Raw genomic sequence first — 15,936 nt, 5'->3', positions numbered from 1 at the left:
ATTGCGCTGCACCATGCTGGATCAGCCTTTACTTTTTTGCGGGTATCTTTTGATATATTGTGAAAAAGCCTGAGGAAATTCCGTATTTCTCCAAAAACCTTGAATGTTTAGTATGAAATATGTAGCTTTTGCCAGATATTGAACGTTGAATTGTTGCAGCACAAGTTACCAATAGATCGTAGCCACCTACATCAGTTCCTGCAAATATAGTTTTCCCAACACTAATTTATCAAGTAAATTCAAGATACTGAAGGCAACGTATCAAGTTCATTTTTCTACATACCGAAGTATGCTTTTTAAGCTATCGCATCCTATTGGCAGGATGCGATAGCCTAACCCACTAATTTCAATTTAACTTCTTCAACACCGCTTCCACATCTTTTACCGTGCGTGGCAACTTGCCACTCATGTTGCGATTGCCGTCCGGCGTTACCAGAATCACATCTTCGATCCGTACGCCGATGCCGCGCCATTTGGCGTCTACATCATTCGCATCTTTGGGAATGTAAATGCCAGGCTCGACCGTCAAGGCCATACCGGGTACCAAAACACGCTGACCTCCACGTTTGCCTGCTTCCATTTGATAATCGCCAGTATCATGCACATCAAGACCTATCCAATGGCTAATACCGTGCATGGTGAAACGGCTGTAGGCGCCGCTTTTGAAAACGCTGTCTTTGTCGCCTTTGAGTAAGCCGAGATCAACTAGACCGTCGCTCAAAATCCGCATCGCGGCGTCGAAGCCTTCATGATGAACGCGACCAGGTTTAACTAAATCGATCGCCGCATTTTGCGCTTTCAACACTAATTCGTAGATGGCTTTTTGTTCCTTAGAAAACTGACCCGACACCGGCCATGTGCGCGTGACATCGGCGGTATAGTAGCCAACTTCGGCACCAGCATCTAATAGCATCAATGATCCCGTTTCGATATCGTGATCATTGGTCAAATAATGTAGAACACAGCTATTTCGCCCTGCACCAGCAATCGTGTCGTAGCCAGTAAATCGCGCGCCCAAGCTACGCACGGTGCCTTGAAATCCGCCTGCAACCTCTCCCTCATTCGTCGCAGTGCGAGACGCTTTCATTGCAGCCAAATGCCCGGCAATGGTGACGTCGACTGCGCGTTGTAGCATATCGATTTCTGCAGCCTGTTTGATAAGACGCATTTCCGCAACGAGGTGGCGACCATCGACCAAAATACGCTTATGAGAAGAATGATTATTGTCGCTGCCAAGTGGGTAAATCCAATCGAGCATCTTTCTACGGAAGTCTTCATCAAAATTGGATACCAGCACAACCCGCTGCGCTTTGTTCACAAGCTTTTTTAAACTATCTTCCGCCGCAGGGAAGGCTTCTGCTTTGTCAGCACCAAGTTTTAATGCACCTTCGACGCCGAGTCGCGCGCCATCATAGGCTTCGCGACGTTGATCACGTTTGCGTACATACAAGGTGTAGGCTTGATTACTATCCGCATCCAATACCGCCACGGATTCGGCTTCTTCGACACCTGTTAAATAGTAGAAATCGGAGTCTTGTCGATACATGTGCGTACTATCGCCATTGCGATGCTGTTCTGGCATCGACTTGATCACAGCGATTGTGCCGGGCCCCATTTTTTTCAGTTCGGCATGCAAACGAGCGCGATTTTCCGCAAAAAAGCTAACTGGCAAGCGTACCGCATGAAAGCCTTGTTTGCCGACGGCTGCGGGGACTGCGGGCGCAGCAACACTGTTTAGACAAACCGGCGCAGTTAATACGTACAACAAAGTAGACAGAGAAAAAAGACGGGAATACATCGTTAGGACTCCAATTTAAAATTGACCAACAAAGCCATTTGCCAAGCTAAGAAATACACTCTCAGCATCCTACGTCAAAAGTCGAATACTAAACAATGCATTTGCTTAATTAGCTGCTTGCTCAGAACCTAACTTTAAATTTAAGTCGCATATTTTCAACGACAAGCAAAATCTACATGTCACTTCAAATGCTTTGACACTGGCAATCCGCTACATCCCCCGATGCGATTTTCATTTGTAGCTCACCTAATTCCAACACAACATTGCAATCGCGCTGTAGCCTAAAGACCTCAGCCCAACCAAGCTGAAACCCCATGCCAAAATCCATCTGGAACGCTGAGAAGCAAATACGTCATGGTGAGATAACGCAACAATTTGCCGATTGCCATATACATCATGCAGGGCCAGGCTGGTAGCTTGAGCCAGCCACCCAAGGCGCAAATCGGGTCGCCTATCACCGGCAGCCACGCTAATAGCATCGTCTTTGCACCATAGCGTTCCAACCAGCCGAACCAGCGACTTTTGCGCTCTTTGGCAAAAGTCTGCTTGGCTTCATAGCCGATGAAATAATTGAGCATTCCGCCCAAAGTGTTGCCGGTCGTCGCAATCAGAATGGTCAGCCAAAACAATTCGGGATTGGCCTTGATCATGGCAAATACTGCTGGCTCAGATCCCATAGGCAATAAAGTTGCCGAAACAAAACTAATGACAAACACCGCTGTCAAACCAATTTCAGAAATAGCGAAAACACTAAACAACCAAGCAATAGCCGCTTCTATCATGGCTTTTTCGTAAAGGTAAGGAAGGGATACATTATAATGCTTGAGACAGGACTTAAATATTTTGCACTTATTTCATTGTATTCACTAGGCATTACCCGTGCCCGCAACATGAAATACGAAACAAAACCAGCGCCACCGCGCCGGTATCGAGGTCGATTCTGAATCTATCCATTCAGAATGACGCCATCCCACACACCATGGGACTTGCATGATGTCCGCATTTAACTTTTGTATTTTGAAAAGATTGCATCCATGGCTACCGATTATCTGAAAAAAATCCTGACCGCACGCGTCTATGACGTGGCATTTGAAACTCCACTTGAATTGGCTCCAACGCTATCAAAGCGTATGGACAATCAAATTCACTTTAAACGTGAAGACATGCAGAGCGTGTTTAGTTTCAAACTACGTGGCGCTTATAACAAAATTGCCCACTTAACGCCAAGCCAACTCAAGCACGGCGTAATTTGTGCCTCAGCTGGCAATCACGCGCAAGGCGTGGCATTGAGTGCGAAACGGGTAGGATGCAAAGCCGTGATCGTGATGCCGACTACCACACCGCCAGTCAAAATTGATGCAGTTCGTGCTCACGGTGGCGATGCGATCGAGATCGTCTTACATGGTGAATCATATAGCGATGCCTACGACCATGCTTTAACCTTAGAAAAAAAACGCAAACTCACTTTCGTTCATCCATTCGATGATCCTGATGTGATCGCGGGGCAAGGCACGGTCGGCATGGAAATTTTGCGTCAGCATGCGGGGCCGATTCATGCGATCTTTGTCGCTATTGGTGGTGGTGGTTTGATTGCCGGGGTTTCCGCTTATGTCAAAGCGGTGCGCCCTGACATCAAAATTATCGGTGTACAAACCGTGGATTCCGATGGCATGTATCGCAGCTTAAAAGCAGGTAAGCGTGTGACCTTATCCGATGTTGGTTTATTCTCCGACGGTACTGCAGTCAAATTGGTCGGAGAAGAAACCTTTCGATTAGCCAAACAATATGTTGATGAAGTCATCTTAGTCGATACCGATGCCGTCTGTGCGGCAATCAAAGATGTGTTCCAAGATACGCGTTCCATTTTAGAACCCGCTGGTGCGCTTGCGGTAGCTGGCTGCAAAGCTTATATCGAACGCGCAAAAGCAAACAAAAAACCGCTAAAAAATGAAACCATGGTGACCATCGCTTGCGGTGCCAATATGAACTTTGATCGTCTGCGCTTTGTCGCAGAACGTGCCGAAGTTGGTGAGGCGCGTGAGGCAGTATTTGCGGTGACCATCCCAGAAATCCAAGGCAGTTTTAAACGCTTCTGCGAATTGGTAGGCCCACGTAATGTGACTGAATTTAATTACCGGATTAGCGATAAAAAAGAAGCGCATATTTTTGTCGGCGTTCAAGTTGCTAACCGAGAAGAATCCAGCAAAATTGCAAAGAATTTTGTCAAACATGGTTTCCCCACTTTGGATTTAACCGACGACGAATTAGCCAAACTGCATATCCGTCATTTAGTCGGCGGTAAGAGCGAACTAGCAGAGAATGAATTGCTATATCGCTTTGAGTTCCCAGAGCGCCCCGGTGCATTGATGCGCTTTTTAAATAGTATGGCGCCGAATTGGAATATCAGTTTATTCCATTACCGTAATCACGGTGCCGACTATGGTCGTACCTTGGTTGGATTACAAGTACCGAAAAAAGAGATGAAGGCATTTAAAGAATTTTTAAATGGTCTTGGCTATCGCTATTGGGACGAAAGTAATAATCCGGTTTATAAACTTTTCTTAGGTTAAGTTACCAAAGCTGGATATGGCCGATCACGATCAGCCTTATCCAGCTTTATTTTTCAACAAAGCAAAATACATTATGAGCACTTCTAGCAATACGCCCGAACAATCACAGTTAGGCAAAACATCTGCGTATCAAACCGAGTACGATCCTAGCTTGCTTTTTCCAATTCCTAGAGCAGAAAAGCGTGCAGAAATTGGACTCAAGATTGTTGATGGTAAAGCAGTTAATTTGCCTTTTTTCGGTATGGATTTTTGGAACGCTTATGAAGTGTCTTGGTTGAATTTACGAGGAAAGCCGCAAGTTGCGATTTTGAGCGTGTTTGCACCAGCTGATTCTCCGAATATCATCGAATCAAAATCATTCAAACTTTATTTAAACGCGTTTAATCAAACCAAGTTAGCAGGCACTGATGCGCTGATTAGTTTGCTACAAACCGATTTATCAAATGGTTTTGGTGCGCCAGTTCAAATCACGCTCACGCCACAAGAGCAATTCAGCAAAGCTGTTTTTCAGGAATTCGAAGGACAATTATTAGACAGATTAGACATCGAGGTCGATCAATACTCGCCTGTGCCTACGATTTTACAGGCCGATCATAGCCAGCCCGCAATTGAAGAAACTTTGGTGTCACACTTATTAAAATCCAACTGCTTAGTGACTGGGCAACCGGACTGGGCCAGCGTGCAAATTCAGTACATTGGTGCGCCGATAGACCAAGAAGCGCTTTTGCGCTATTTGATTAGCTTTCGAAATCACAACGAGTTTCATGAACAATGTGTCGAGCGTATTTTTTGCGACATCATGCAGTATTGCAAGCCACAAAAATTATCGGTGTATGCACGCTATACACGCCGTGGAGGTTTAGATATCAATCCTTGGCGCAGTAATTTTACGACTGGGAAAATGCCTTCCAATCACCGCAATGCGCGTCAATGAGGAAAACTACTAATTTCATTACAGAAAAACACTGAGATAAAACAATGTTTTATTAAAACGCGGGTCTACACTAACAAAAATAAACCTGTAAGTACATTTCAGTCGGATAGAGATACAAATTCAAGCTTGCCCCGTGCCTTTGCATAGAGTACATTTACTTGTTTTTTTAATTAGTCTATCTGAGATCTTTTGCCTTCTAACTGCTGGATTGATGTATAAATTTTATTAGCCTTATGTATTCTGTAAATTGGCAAATGCTCATCGAACAGCACGCACAAGATGCTGTCATTGTTTTAGTTGATGGAACCATCGTTCATGCAAATCACATGGGGATCAGCTTATTACGCGCAAAAGATCTGCATGAAATTAGTGGATTACGATGGAATGCCTTCCTCGAATTTAGTCATCCAAATCAAATCAAAACCCACTTACAAGCGGGTAGCAGTTTAATACCCAATGCGATTGCCGAGTTTTGCCAACTGCGCAATCGACAAGGCGAGCTGGTCAATATAGAACTCAGACTGCATAGCTTCCCCGTGTTGCGTAATACTGCTTATGTCTTATGCTTGCGCGACATGCAAACCCAAGCCTTTGCCAAGTCATTTCAAACGCAGTTAAGTCATAGCGGCATTCCTAAAAATAGTCTTAGTCATGAAGCTTTGCATCATGAAAAAGAAATTCTAGAAATGATCGCACTCGACAATCCACTCACGCAAATTTTGCAAGATGTGTGTGATCGGATGGAGCGTCTGCTCGACAATGGCTCGGTCTGTGCAATCATGCTATACGATCAAGATACACAAAAATTACGGATAGCAGCCGCACCAAGTATGGAAGCAGAATTTCTAAATGAAATGGATCATTTAGAAATTGGTCTAGGAAGTTGGTCTTGCGGTGTTGCCCTGAAAACTCAAAAAATTATCGTCGTTGAGGATATTGCCCACAGCGATGTGTGGCAATCACACCGTCAGACACCTTTGCGCTATGGCATGCACTCTTGTTGGTCGGTACCAATCAAAACCGCATTTAATACCTTGCTAGGCACGGTCGATTTATATCACCGTGATCAACGTCATCCTAGTGATGATGAACAAACGCTGATCATGGATGCCATGCATGTGATTGCGTTGGCGATTGATAAGAAAAATATGGAGCATAGCTTAGCGACTAGTGAAGATCGCTATCGCTCCGTCGTGAATAATTTGACCGAAGGTATTATGGTGATTGCACCGGGTGGAAAAATCCTCACCTGCAACCCCAGCGCAAAACGTATTTTAAAAATTCAAGATATTGAAGCGACTGGTCGCCGTCATCGTTACTTCAAACGCATTTTCCGTGAAGACAGTAGTGAAATCCAAATTGGTGATGATCCCGCCTCTATCGTATTAAGAACTGGTGAAGCAATTTCGAATTTATCGATCGGTATGCAATTGCACGACAATTCAACTGTCTGGTTGTTAGTCAATGTGCAGCCGATTCAACACTCGCGTCATAGCAAAACCGAAGCCGTATTAATCTCATTTACCGATACCACCGAAGTGAGAGAAACCGAGCGTCAATTGCAATACATTGCCACGCATGATGCATTAACGGGTCTCGCCAACCGACATCAATTACAACATCGCCTAGCAAGTGCCTTGGCGCAAGCTTATGATCAAAAAGTAGCGGTGATTTTTTTAGATCTCGATCACTTCAAAAATGTGAACGATACGGCCGGCCATGCCGCAGGCGATGGTTTGCTATGCGACGTTGCCAAACGCTTGAGCTCTTGCATCCGCGCTACCGATATGTTGGCACGTTTGGGTGGTGATGAATTTGTGATCGTGGTCGAAGAATTTGAAACCGCGCAACACTTAAAAGAACTCGCCGACCGTATTTTGACCAAAATGCGCGAGCCGTTTGTGATCGATCAGCATCAATATCATTTAGGCACATCGATAGGTATCAGTGTGTTTCCACATGATGGTACCGATGGCCCAACCTTATTACGTTGTGCTGATTCTGCGATGTATTTAGCAAAAGAACTGGGACGAAATAATTACCAATTCTTTACATCTGATTTAATGATTCGCGCACAGCATCGTTACACTTTAGAGCGCAATCTACGCCGCGCCTTGGTCGATGATGAGTTCTTACTCTACTACCAACCAAAACTCAGCTTAATTGACGGCAGTATTGTTGGCGCAGAAGCCTTGATTCGTTGGCAAATGCCAGAAATGGGAATCATTGCGCCGAATGAGTTTATTCCATTCGCTGAAGAAATTGGCTTAATCGTGCCTATGGGTCGCTGGGTCTTGGCCAAAGCCTGTGAGCAAGCACAACGATGGCGTCAAGAATTTGATATAGATTTCAAAATCAGTGTCAATATTTCACCGAAACAATTTCAAGACCCTAAGCTACCGCAATTTATCTTGGAAGTTTTATTAGAATCTGGATTACCAGCACACGCCTTACAGTTAGAAATTACCGAAGGCCTTTTAATGGTCGAAGCTGAACACTTAAGCTCCGTTTTTGACGCGATTAAAACGCTTGGAATTAGTATCTCTCTCGATGATTTTGGTACGGGCTTCTCATCGCTATCGTATCTGCAACGGTTCCCGATTGATAATTTAAAAATTGATCGTTCATTTATCCGCGAGATTCCTGAGAACCAAGATTCGGTTGTACTGACCAAGGCGATTATTGCGATGTCTAGCGCACTTGGCATGAGCGTTACCGCGGAAGGTGTCGAGAACCTTGAACAAATGGATTTCTTGAAAGACGCTGGATGCGATGAAATTCAGGGATTTTATTTTAGCAAACCGATTTCAGTTGAGTATTTCTCACAATTACTCAAACAACACGCAATCAGCCAAGCCTTACACTAATTGCTTATCTTTTGAAATAAACACAATGCGACACGGAAATTCGCATCGCTGCCAAAAGAAGCCTATAATCGCGCTCTGAGATCGACCGCAACAGGGAACTAGCACATCACTTCGGTATCAAAAGCCCCTGTTGTAAGAAATTTAGTCAACGAGCACAGGCCTTTCCGCCATATGACCAATATTGCAAAAATTCTGCCCCAAGAAAATGTTTTATTAGATTTAGATGTATCGAGTAAAAAGCGGGCATTCGAACAAGCAGGACTTTTGTTTGAAAACAATTGCGGCATTGCCCGCTCCACCGTATCTGAAAATCTATTTGCCCGTGAACGTCTTGGTTCAACCGGCCTTGGACATGGCGTCGCAGTTCCACATGGACGTATTAAAGGGTTGAAGAATCCAATTGCAGCCTTCGTACGCTTGCAAGAAGCAATCCCTTTTGAATCGCCAGATGGTAAAGCTGTTAGCCTGCTGATTTTTTTATTGATGCCAGATAATGTCACGCAACAGCATTTAGAGATTTTGTCTGAAATCGCCGAAATGCTGTCTGATGACGAGTTTCGTAGCAATCTGCAAATCGAAACAGATGCCAATTTGGTACACAAACACCTCACTAGTTGGGAACCCTCCGTTATTTAATTACGGTCATACAGATCTAAGTAGTACCGATTAGACATGTACTTAAATTCTGTACAGTAATGCGCTAAGATAGACCTTATCGAACGCAGTGATCGCGAGATTTCTGTTTCCTTGCTTACCAAGATCGGAACTACCTTCATGCCGCTGACCACAGAATTAACCATACAGAAGATTTTTGATGATAATCGCGACACCTTGCAACTTGGTTGGTTCGCTGGATTTTCTGGTGGCGATAAACAAATTACCGATGATGCAACCGCCTCATCCGATCAAGTTGGCCATCTCAACTTAATTCACCCTGGTCGAATACAAGTCCTAGGACACCAAGAACTTGATTATTTCCATCGTTTGTCACCGGGCTCACGCGCCAATCTGATCCGTGAATTAGTCGCCGGCAATCCGCCAGCATTAATCGTTGCGCAAGGACTAGAATCGCCACAAAGCTTCTTGAGCGTTTGTGACGACAATAACATCCCACTTTTTTCTACCCCTTTGCCAGCAGCACAAGTCATTGATTACTTGCGCGTTTACCTGTCCAAAAAACTAGCACCACAAGTCACGATGCATGGTGTCTTTATGGATGTACTTGGGGTTGGGGTTTTAATTACCGGTGAATCTGGTTTAGGAAAAAGTGAGCTTGGTTTGGAATTGATTTCACGTAGTCATGGTTTGGTGGCTGACGATGCGGTCGAATTTTCGCGTATCGCACCAAATATGATCGAAGGTCGATGCCCACCGATTTTGCAAAACTTGTTAGAAGTGCGTGGTCTTGGTCTACTCGATATCAAAGCCATCTTTGGCGAGACCTCCGTGCGTCGCAAGATGCGTCTAAAATTAATTGTGCATTTGGTGCGCCGTAGTACTTTGGAAGAAAACTACGAACGCCTACCTATCGACTCTCAATCGGAAGACGTATTAGGTTTGCAAATCAAAAAGGTTGTGATTCCAGTGGCAGCGGGCCGCAATATTGCGGTGCTATTGGAGGCAGCGGTACGCAATACTATCTTACAACTACGCGGCATCAATACCTTAGAAGAATTCATGGAAAGACAGCGCCGTGCAATGGATGAAACGCTGGGATAAGACATCATGCGGATTCTACTCATATCAGGTATCTCAGGCTCAGGTAAATCGGTCGCCCTAAATGTAATCGAAGACGCTGGTTACTATTGCGTCGATAATTTGCCACCCAGTTTATTGCTAGAATTAGTCAAAACACTAGAGCTAGAAGGCGTTAAGAACGCCGCCTTGGCTATCGATTCCCGCAGCGCACATCAACTGCAAAGTGTTGCTGCCACTATTGATCAATTACGTGCATTAGGACACGAGGTAAAAGTCTTATTTCTGACTGCGAGTTCAGAAACCTTAATCGCACGCTTTTCAGAAACACGACGCAGTCATCCACTATCGCATCATCTACAAACAGAGCGCATATCCGATTGCACACTAAGTCTCACCGAATGCATACAAGCAGAACGCGAATTACTCGCTCCATTGCAATTTCTGGGACACGTCTTAGATACATCCAATCTGAGTGCGAACCATTTGCGCAATTGGATTAAAGATGAAATTGCGGTAGAACATGCTTCGCTGATTTTAATGTTTGAGTCGTTTGCATTTAAAGTCGGTGTACCGCTTGATGTCGATTTTGTGTTCGACGTGCGCATCCTACCTAACCCACACTACGACCATGCCTTACGCCCTTTAACTGGACGAGATCAAGCCGTTGTGGATTTTCTCGAAGCACAAGCGATGGCGCTCGAACTATTTGATGATATTAAAAACTTTATCGACAAATGGCTACCATCGTTCAAGCGAGATAATCGTAGCTACCTAACGATTGGTATCGGTTGTACCGGCGGACAACATCGTTCCGTTTATATGGTCGAAAAACTAGCCAAACATTTTCAGCAACAAGAACGGGTGTTGATTCGCCATCGACAAAATCACTAGCGCTGTGCTAAGACTGCACGGAGGCTGGACTAAGACAACGCGCTAAAACTTGAGTGCATTCGGCCAACGAAGAGTCCCGTTTTGCTCAACACGATAAGCTATTTACAAAAAAGCCGTTGAACTTTCGATCAACGGCTTTTTTGTTTATGCATCATAGAATTCATCTATTCCATGACAACTTCACGCATCTTACGAGAAACAAACAGCAAGCTTGCTACAACAATCACCGAACACACCAGTAAAGCAAGACCAATCGCATTGAGTGCAACCAACTCGCCTTTAAGCACTTGATTCATCATTTGCGTTTGCGCCATGACAGGAACCCATCCCAGCCACGCTGGTTCTTTACCAGGATTGACAATAAAGAACATCGGCATAAACGATACTGCTAAGCTCAATAATTGATTACGTACGTTCGCTTCTTTGAATGATTTGCAAGTCAATGACAAGGCAACTTGTAAAGAAGACAGAGCGGCGGCCAAAGGAATCAAGACAATCATGAAAGCAAGCGCATCTTTAATTCCGAACTGAAATTCGGCACGTAAAGCCTCATTCGCAATTAGTAATTGCGCGGGGAAAAAGCTACTCACGGTCAAAATCACAATCAGTACACTCACCGTAGCAACCGCCGCCGTTTTCCCTATCGCTAGCTGGAATCCCGAAACTGGGTTCATCATCAATGGCTCTAAAGAACCGCGTTCACGTTCACCAGCGGTGCTGTCAATTGCCGCAAACATGCCGCCCATTACAATCGCCATAATTAAAACCATCGGCAACGCGGCGGTAATCGTAACGCGACGTTCATCAGGGCGGCTGATATGGCGCTCTTTCACAGAAATCGACTGCAACAAATCTGGTGAAACACCGCGCATCATCAATTCTAAACTTGATCGTTCACGTGCATAGCCATTCAATAATTGACGCAATGGCCCCAATCCCATTTCAGCCTGACGATTCGAGGTATCGTAAGCAATTTCTAATTCGACTCGCTTAGCAGACTGCAAATCTTGTTCAAAATTTTCAGGTACCAACAGGACAGGTTTAATCAATTCTTTGCTGCGTGATTTTTCTTCATAATCTGCTGGTGCAGTTTTTATCTCGTAACCCTGACGCAGAATATAGTTTTCCAAACTAGGCGCGTCTTTGATGTTAACCGCCATCACGCTGCGATCCACCGCTTGTGACTCGACCTGCGACATCACGGTAGAAAACACAAACAATAAAACCGGAACCAATAGCAACGAACTAGCTAAGACCATCAATAAGGTACGACGATCGCGCATCGCATCTGAAATTTCTTTCCAATAAATTGCAAATACTTCTCTCATGCGACACTCCCTTGATTCAATGTTGAGTGATGACGGTGATCTAACATGCTGCTCTTATCCAAAAAGGCCAGCTTCACAAACGCGTCTTCAAAGTCAGATTCTTGTGCTTGTTGCATTAGCTCAGCAACACTACCTTTGGCGACAGTACGACCCTGCGCAACAATGACTACGGTATCGCAAAGGCGCTCCACTTCTTGCATGATATGGGTGGAAAAAACGATGCATTTACCGCCACCTTCAGGGCTACGCAACCATCGTAAAAACTCACGCAATGCACGGGTTGCCACCACGTCTAAGCCATTAGTCGGCTCATCCAAAATAATATTTTTTGGATCGTGAATTAAGGCGCGTGCTAAGGCGATTTTCATACGCTCACCTTGACTAAACCCCTCGGTACGACGATCCAATAATTTTTGGATTTCTAACCAGTGCGCTAATTGATCGATACGTTGTTCAATCTTGGCTTTATCCATGCCATGCAATTTTCCGTAGTACTGAATATTTTCACGCGAGGTCAAACGTGGATACAATCCACGCGCATCGGACAAAATGCCCAAATGCGCTTGGGTAGTAGTTTGACCTTCTTTCACTTCGACGCCATCAATTTTGATCGAACCACTGTCCATCTTCAGCATCGATGCAACCATACGCAAACTGGTTGTTTTACCGGCGCCATTGGCACCAAGCAAACCCAAAATCGCACCGTCTTGCGCCGTAAAACTGACGCCATTCACCGCTTTTACTTTTTCAGCCTTGCGCATTCCGATACCAAACTTCGGCTTACCTAGTTTGACAAATTCTTTATGGAGGTCTTCAACAATAATCATCTTATTCTCCTGCTTTCTTCGAGCTTGCTGTCGCAGTAACATCCGTGTTCTTGGTCGGTGGTAGCCATACCAAAGGACGTGGAATTTGACGTACGCAACTCACATCTAAGGCCAATGCCTCATCATCAGTCTTCGCGGCGAGGAATTTATTGACTAAATCACGCACACAGCCCTGCCCTAACACACCGTGACCAACATTTTCGATCGTGATATGACGTGCTTTTGCACCCAAGGCTTTGGCAACTTGATCACCATTACGAATCGGCGTTACAGGATCAATTCCACCACTGAGCAATAAGACCGGAGATTTTGCTGTGGGCACGGTATAAAACTCTTTAGGAATATCAGCACGCGGCCAAGTCGCGCAAATTCTGTCGTACATCTCGGCACTTCTTGCTGTGAACTGATCAGTAATCGCATTAGCTGGACGCGGATTGGTATAAGCTTCGCCGCACCACACTGAGTAATGCATACCTAAGGTCAAACCACCTGGGCCAGGTTGATTAAAACTTCCTGTCATCGTCAACAAAGCATCTAATTTACCTTTGTCTGCTTGCGTGATCGCATACGGCAACACGGAAGTCATTGCTGGCGAATACAATGCCTTCAAGATCATGCCTATCATGTCTTCACGAGCGATCTTGGTAGTCACACTCGTTAACAGGCGTGAATTGGTATAGGTAAATTGACGTGGCGTGCTATCTAACAGGCGTTTCCAAGTACCCGCTAAATCAGGATAAGCGTTGCTACAACGAGTATTTTTTGCACAATCAGCAAATACGCCTTCTAACGCTGCTTGTGCATTTGTTCCAAGCAAGCTTAGGTCGGGCGGAACAACGCCATCAATCACCAAGCGACGCACTGATTGTGGATATTGACGTAAATATTCCAAGCCAACCCGCGTTCCATATGAAACTCCGACCAAATTCACCGCGCTATAGTTTTGCGCGATCCGTATTGCCTCTAAATCTTGAACAGCAATGCTGGTGCTATAGAATTTCAAATCGCCATGCGGCAATTTTTGCAAACTCTGCATACAATCGGCAGTCGCCTTATAAGCACCTTCATTGTCGAGGATCTTGTCATTGACCTCGAGTTCATCACATTTTAATGAGGCACTTTTTCCTGTACCGCGTTGATCGACAAAAACTAGATCGCGACGGCGATTGAGCTTGCCTAAAATCGAATCACCAAATCCGGCAGCTTCTACCGCACTTTGTCCAGGGCCTCCAGCCAATAAGAAAACTGCATCAGGCAATTTATTTCTATCTTTCGATGGAAGAATCACGTAATGCACATCGATTTTTTTGCCATCTGGTTTGGCGGGATCGAGCGCTCTTTGAATCTGACCACACTTCACCTCTTGTGGAAAACTAGCTATGCGACAGGGTTTGGTATCTGCAAGAGCAATTGCCGGCATACTAAAAGCGGCAATTCCAAGCAGACGAACGAGAGTAGGACGAATCAAAATGAACTCCTTTCATTAGATTTATGTACACCCACAATCTCCACCGACACAAGATCGGCGACATCATGGCAACAACAACTGACTGTGAAAACTGATGATGAAGTGAGTGTGGCTTGCATCAAAAAAGATGTAAACCGCGATGTGATGAAAAACCGATGCGCCGCGACGAAACACGAATCATCGCGGATGAAATTTCATCATGATCGGAAGACCTAAATCAATCGCGAACTCAAATTTTGCAAGAGTATTTTTACTGGAGCAGGCAGCGCAAGTTGCTCAACTTGCTCAAGATCCGTCCAACGTAAGTTATCCTCACCAACAAATTCAAACCTGCGCGAAATTATGAAATGAATTACATGAATATGCAATTTGAAATGCGTAAAAGTATGTGTAAATGGTGCCAGCCTATGGGCTGATTGAATATCACCGAAACGATTCACAATGTCTGTCGCACAGGTTTGATCGGTCGCTGAAATCTGTTCGAAAATTGTGATTGAATCAGATTTATCACTAGACATCACCTCTAGCTCTGTCATCCCATCAAGTTCAGGCAAAGACAGTAAGCCGCCCCAAATTCCAGTCATCGAACGCTGCTCTAGCAAAACCGCACCATCATGTTCTAGCAACAACATGATGGTCTGCTTTTCTTTCTGCTTGCTCTTGGGCTTGCGCACTGGTAACTCAGCAGTGCGGCCTTCGGCAAAAGCCACGCAACGATGTTGAAATGGACAGCGCGCACAATCGGGCTTACTTCGCGTGCATAGTGTCGCACCCAAATCCATCAAACCTTGGGTATATGCAGCAATCTCTGTTTGCGGTAGCAAAGCTTCCGCACGCAACCATAAATCTTCTTCCACTGACTTAATGCCTGGATAAGCATCAATCCCAAATACACGCGCAAATACGCGCTTCACATTGCCATCCAGAATTGCCGCGACGGTGCCATAAGAAAATGCAGCGACCGCAGCAGCAGTCGATCGTCCAATTCCTGGCAAGGCATTCAATAGAGACGGATCACTTGGAAAGACACCTTGGTATTGGGCGACAACTTGCTTGGCACATTGATGCAAATTCCGAGCACGTGTGTAGTAACCCAATCCAGCCCACAAGGCCATCACTTCTTCCACAGGCGCGGCAGCTAAATCCTGTACGCTTGGAAATTTTTCTAAAAACCGTAAATAGTAAGGAATCACCGCCGTCACTTGCGTTTGTTGCAGCATAATTTCAGATAACCATACCCGATAAGCATCGCCGGTATTTTGCCAAGGCAAGCGATGACGACCATGCTGCTTTTGCCAAGCAATTAGTTCCGCAGAAAATTCAGGATCAGCATAATGTGAATCTTCATTCGGCTTACGTCGCATTTGTTTCGTTTGCGGATGCTTATTTGATTGCCCTGCGCTGACTGGTTTATTCATGGAGATAAAGATAAAACATGGAAAATAGCCGATCCGAACGTGGACGATCAAATCGTCAGCGCAAACGCCAACTCGCATGACAAATCGTACAAATGATACGAATCGAATTCAGCATCAAGCGCCAATGCGCTAGAGCG

At 45.0% G+C, this 15,936-nt stretch carries 12 protein-coding genes; 6 read left to right on the top strand and 6 right to left on the bottom strand.

Annotated features, from left to right (window positions below; translation table 11 throughout):
* Positions 1-346 precede the first annotated feature (346 nt).
* Positions 347-1,798 carry an aminopeptidase P N-terminal domain-containing protein gene (locus tag IE103_RS17035; RefSeq protein ID WP_189347459.1) on the bottom strand — a complete coding sequence of 484 codons (1,452 nt, stop codon included), beginning with the start codon at positions 1,796-1,798 and terminating at the stop codon, positions 347-349.
* A gap of 290 nt (positions 1,799-2,088) precedes the next feature.
* A complete protein-coding gene (locus IE103_RS17030; protein WP_189347457.1) occupies positions 2,089-2,580 on the bottom strand; it encodes a YqaA family protein in 492 nt (163 codons plus the stop codon).
* Between the two features lie 252 nt (positions 2,581-2,832).
* On the opposite strand from IE103_RS17030, the gene ilvA reads away from it, so the two are divergent.
* The 6 genes from ilvA (at position 2,833) to rapZ (ending at position 10,758) form a co-directional block, all read left to right on the top strand.
* Positions 2,833-4,368 carry a threonine ammonia-lyase, biosynthetic gene (gene ilvA / locus IE103_RS17025; RefSeq protein ID WP_189347455.1) on the top strand — a complete coding sequence of 512 codons (1,536 nt, stop codon included), beginning with the start codon at positions 2,833-2,835 and terminating at the stop codon, positions 4,366-4,368.
* 73 nt (positions 4,369-4,441) lie between these two features.
* On the top strand, positions 4,442-5,302 hold the full coding sequence (queF, locus tag IE103_RS17020) for an NADPH-dependent 7-cyano-7-deazaguanine reductase QueF (RefSeq protein ID WP_189347453.1): 861 nt from the start codon (positions 4,442-4,444) through the stop codon (positions 5,300-5,302).
* Between the two features lie 254 nt (positions 5,303-5,556).
* Complete coding sequence (locus IE103_RS17015; RefSeq protein WP_189347451.1) at positions 5,557-8,169, top strand: EAL domain-containing protein; 2,613 nt, start codon at positions 5,557-5,559, stop codon at positions 8,167-8,169.
* Between the two features lie 171 nt (positions 8,170-8,340).
* A complete protein-coding gene (locus IE103_RS17010; RefSeq protein ID WP_189347449.1) occupies positions 8,341-8,805 on the top strand; it encodes a PTS sugar transporter subunit IIA in 465 nt (154 codons plus the stop codon).
* A 138-nt stretch (positions 8,806-8,943) separates the two neighbouring features.
* On the top strand, positions 8,944-9,888 hold the full coding sequence (gene hprK / locus IE103_RS17005) for an HPr(Ser) kinase/phosphatase (protein ID WP_189347447.1): 945 nt from the start codon (positions 8,944-8,946) through the stop codon (positions 9,886-9,888).
* Between the two features lie 6 nt (positions 9,889-9,894).
* The gene (gene rapZ, locus IE103_RS17000) at positions 9,895-10,758 is read left to right on the top strand and encodes an RNase adapter RapZ (RefSeq protein ID WP_189347445.1); all 864 of its coding nucleotides are present in this window, start codon (positions 9,895-9,897) and stop codon (positions 10,756-10,758) included.
* 164 nt (positions 10,759-10,922) lie between these two features.
* Here the strand turns inward: rapZ and IE103_RS16995 are convergent, their stop codons facing one another.
* The 4 genes from IE103_RS16995 to mutY all read right to left on the bottom strand — a co-directional run bounded on the left by IE103_RS16995 (position 10,923) and on the right by mutY (position 15,745).
* Positions 10,923-12,086, bottom strand: a complete 1,164-nt coding sequence (locus IE103_RS16995; RefSeq protein ID WP_189347443.1) for an ABC transporter permease — start codon at positions 12,084-12,086, stop codon at positions 10,923-10,925.
* Entirely contained in the window at positions 12,083-12,913 is an 831-nt protein-coding gene (locus IE103_RS16990) for an ABC transporter ATP-binding protein (RefSeq protein ID WP_189347440.1), read from the bottom strand. The genes IE103_RS16995 and IE103_RS16990 overlap by 4 nt, the downstream gene beginning before the upstream one ends.
* A 1-nt stretch (position 12,914) precedes the next feature.
* Positions 12,915-14,381: an alpha/beta hydrolase gene (locus IE103_RS16985; RefSeq protein WP_189347439.1), complete on the bottom strand. Its 1,467-nt coding sequence runs from the start codon at positions 14,379-14,381 to the stop codon at positions 12,915-12,917.
* Between the two features lie 212 nt (positions 14,382-14,593).
* Entirely contained in the window at positions 14,594-15,745 is a 1,152-nt protein-coding gene (gene mutY, locus IE103_RS16980; RefSeq protein WP_189347516.1) for an A/G-specific adenine glycosylase, read from the bottom strand.
* Positions 15,746-15,936 lie beyond the last annotated feature (191 nt).

This window comes from Affinundibacterium macrobrachii, from assembly GCF_014652415.1.
GTDB lineage: Bacteria > Pseudomonadota > Gammaproteobacteria > Burkholderiales > Burkholderiaceae_D > Undibacterium > Undibacterium macrobrachii.
This window is presented reverse-complemented; position numbering and strand designations above follow the sequence as displayed.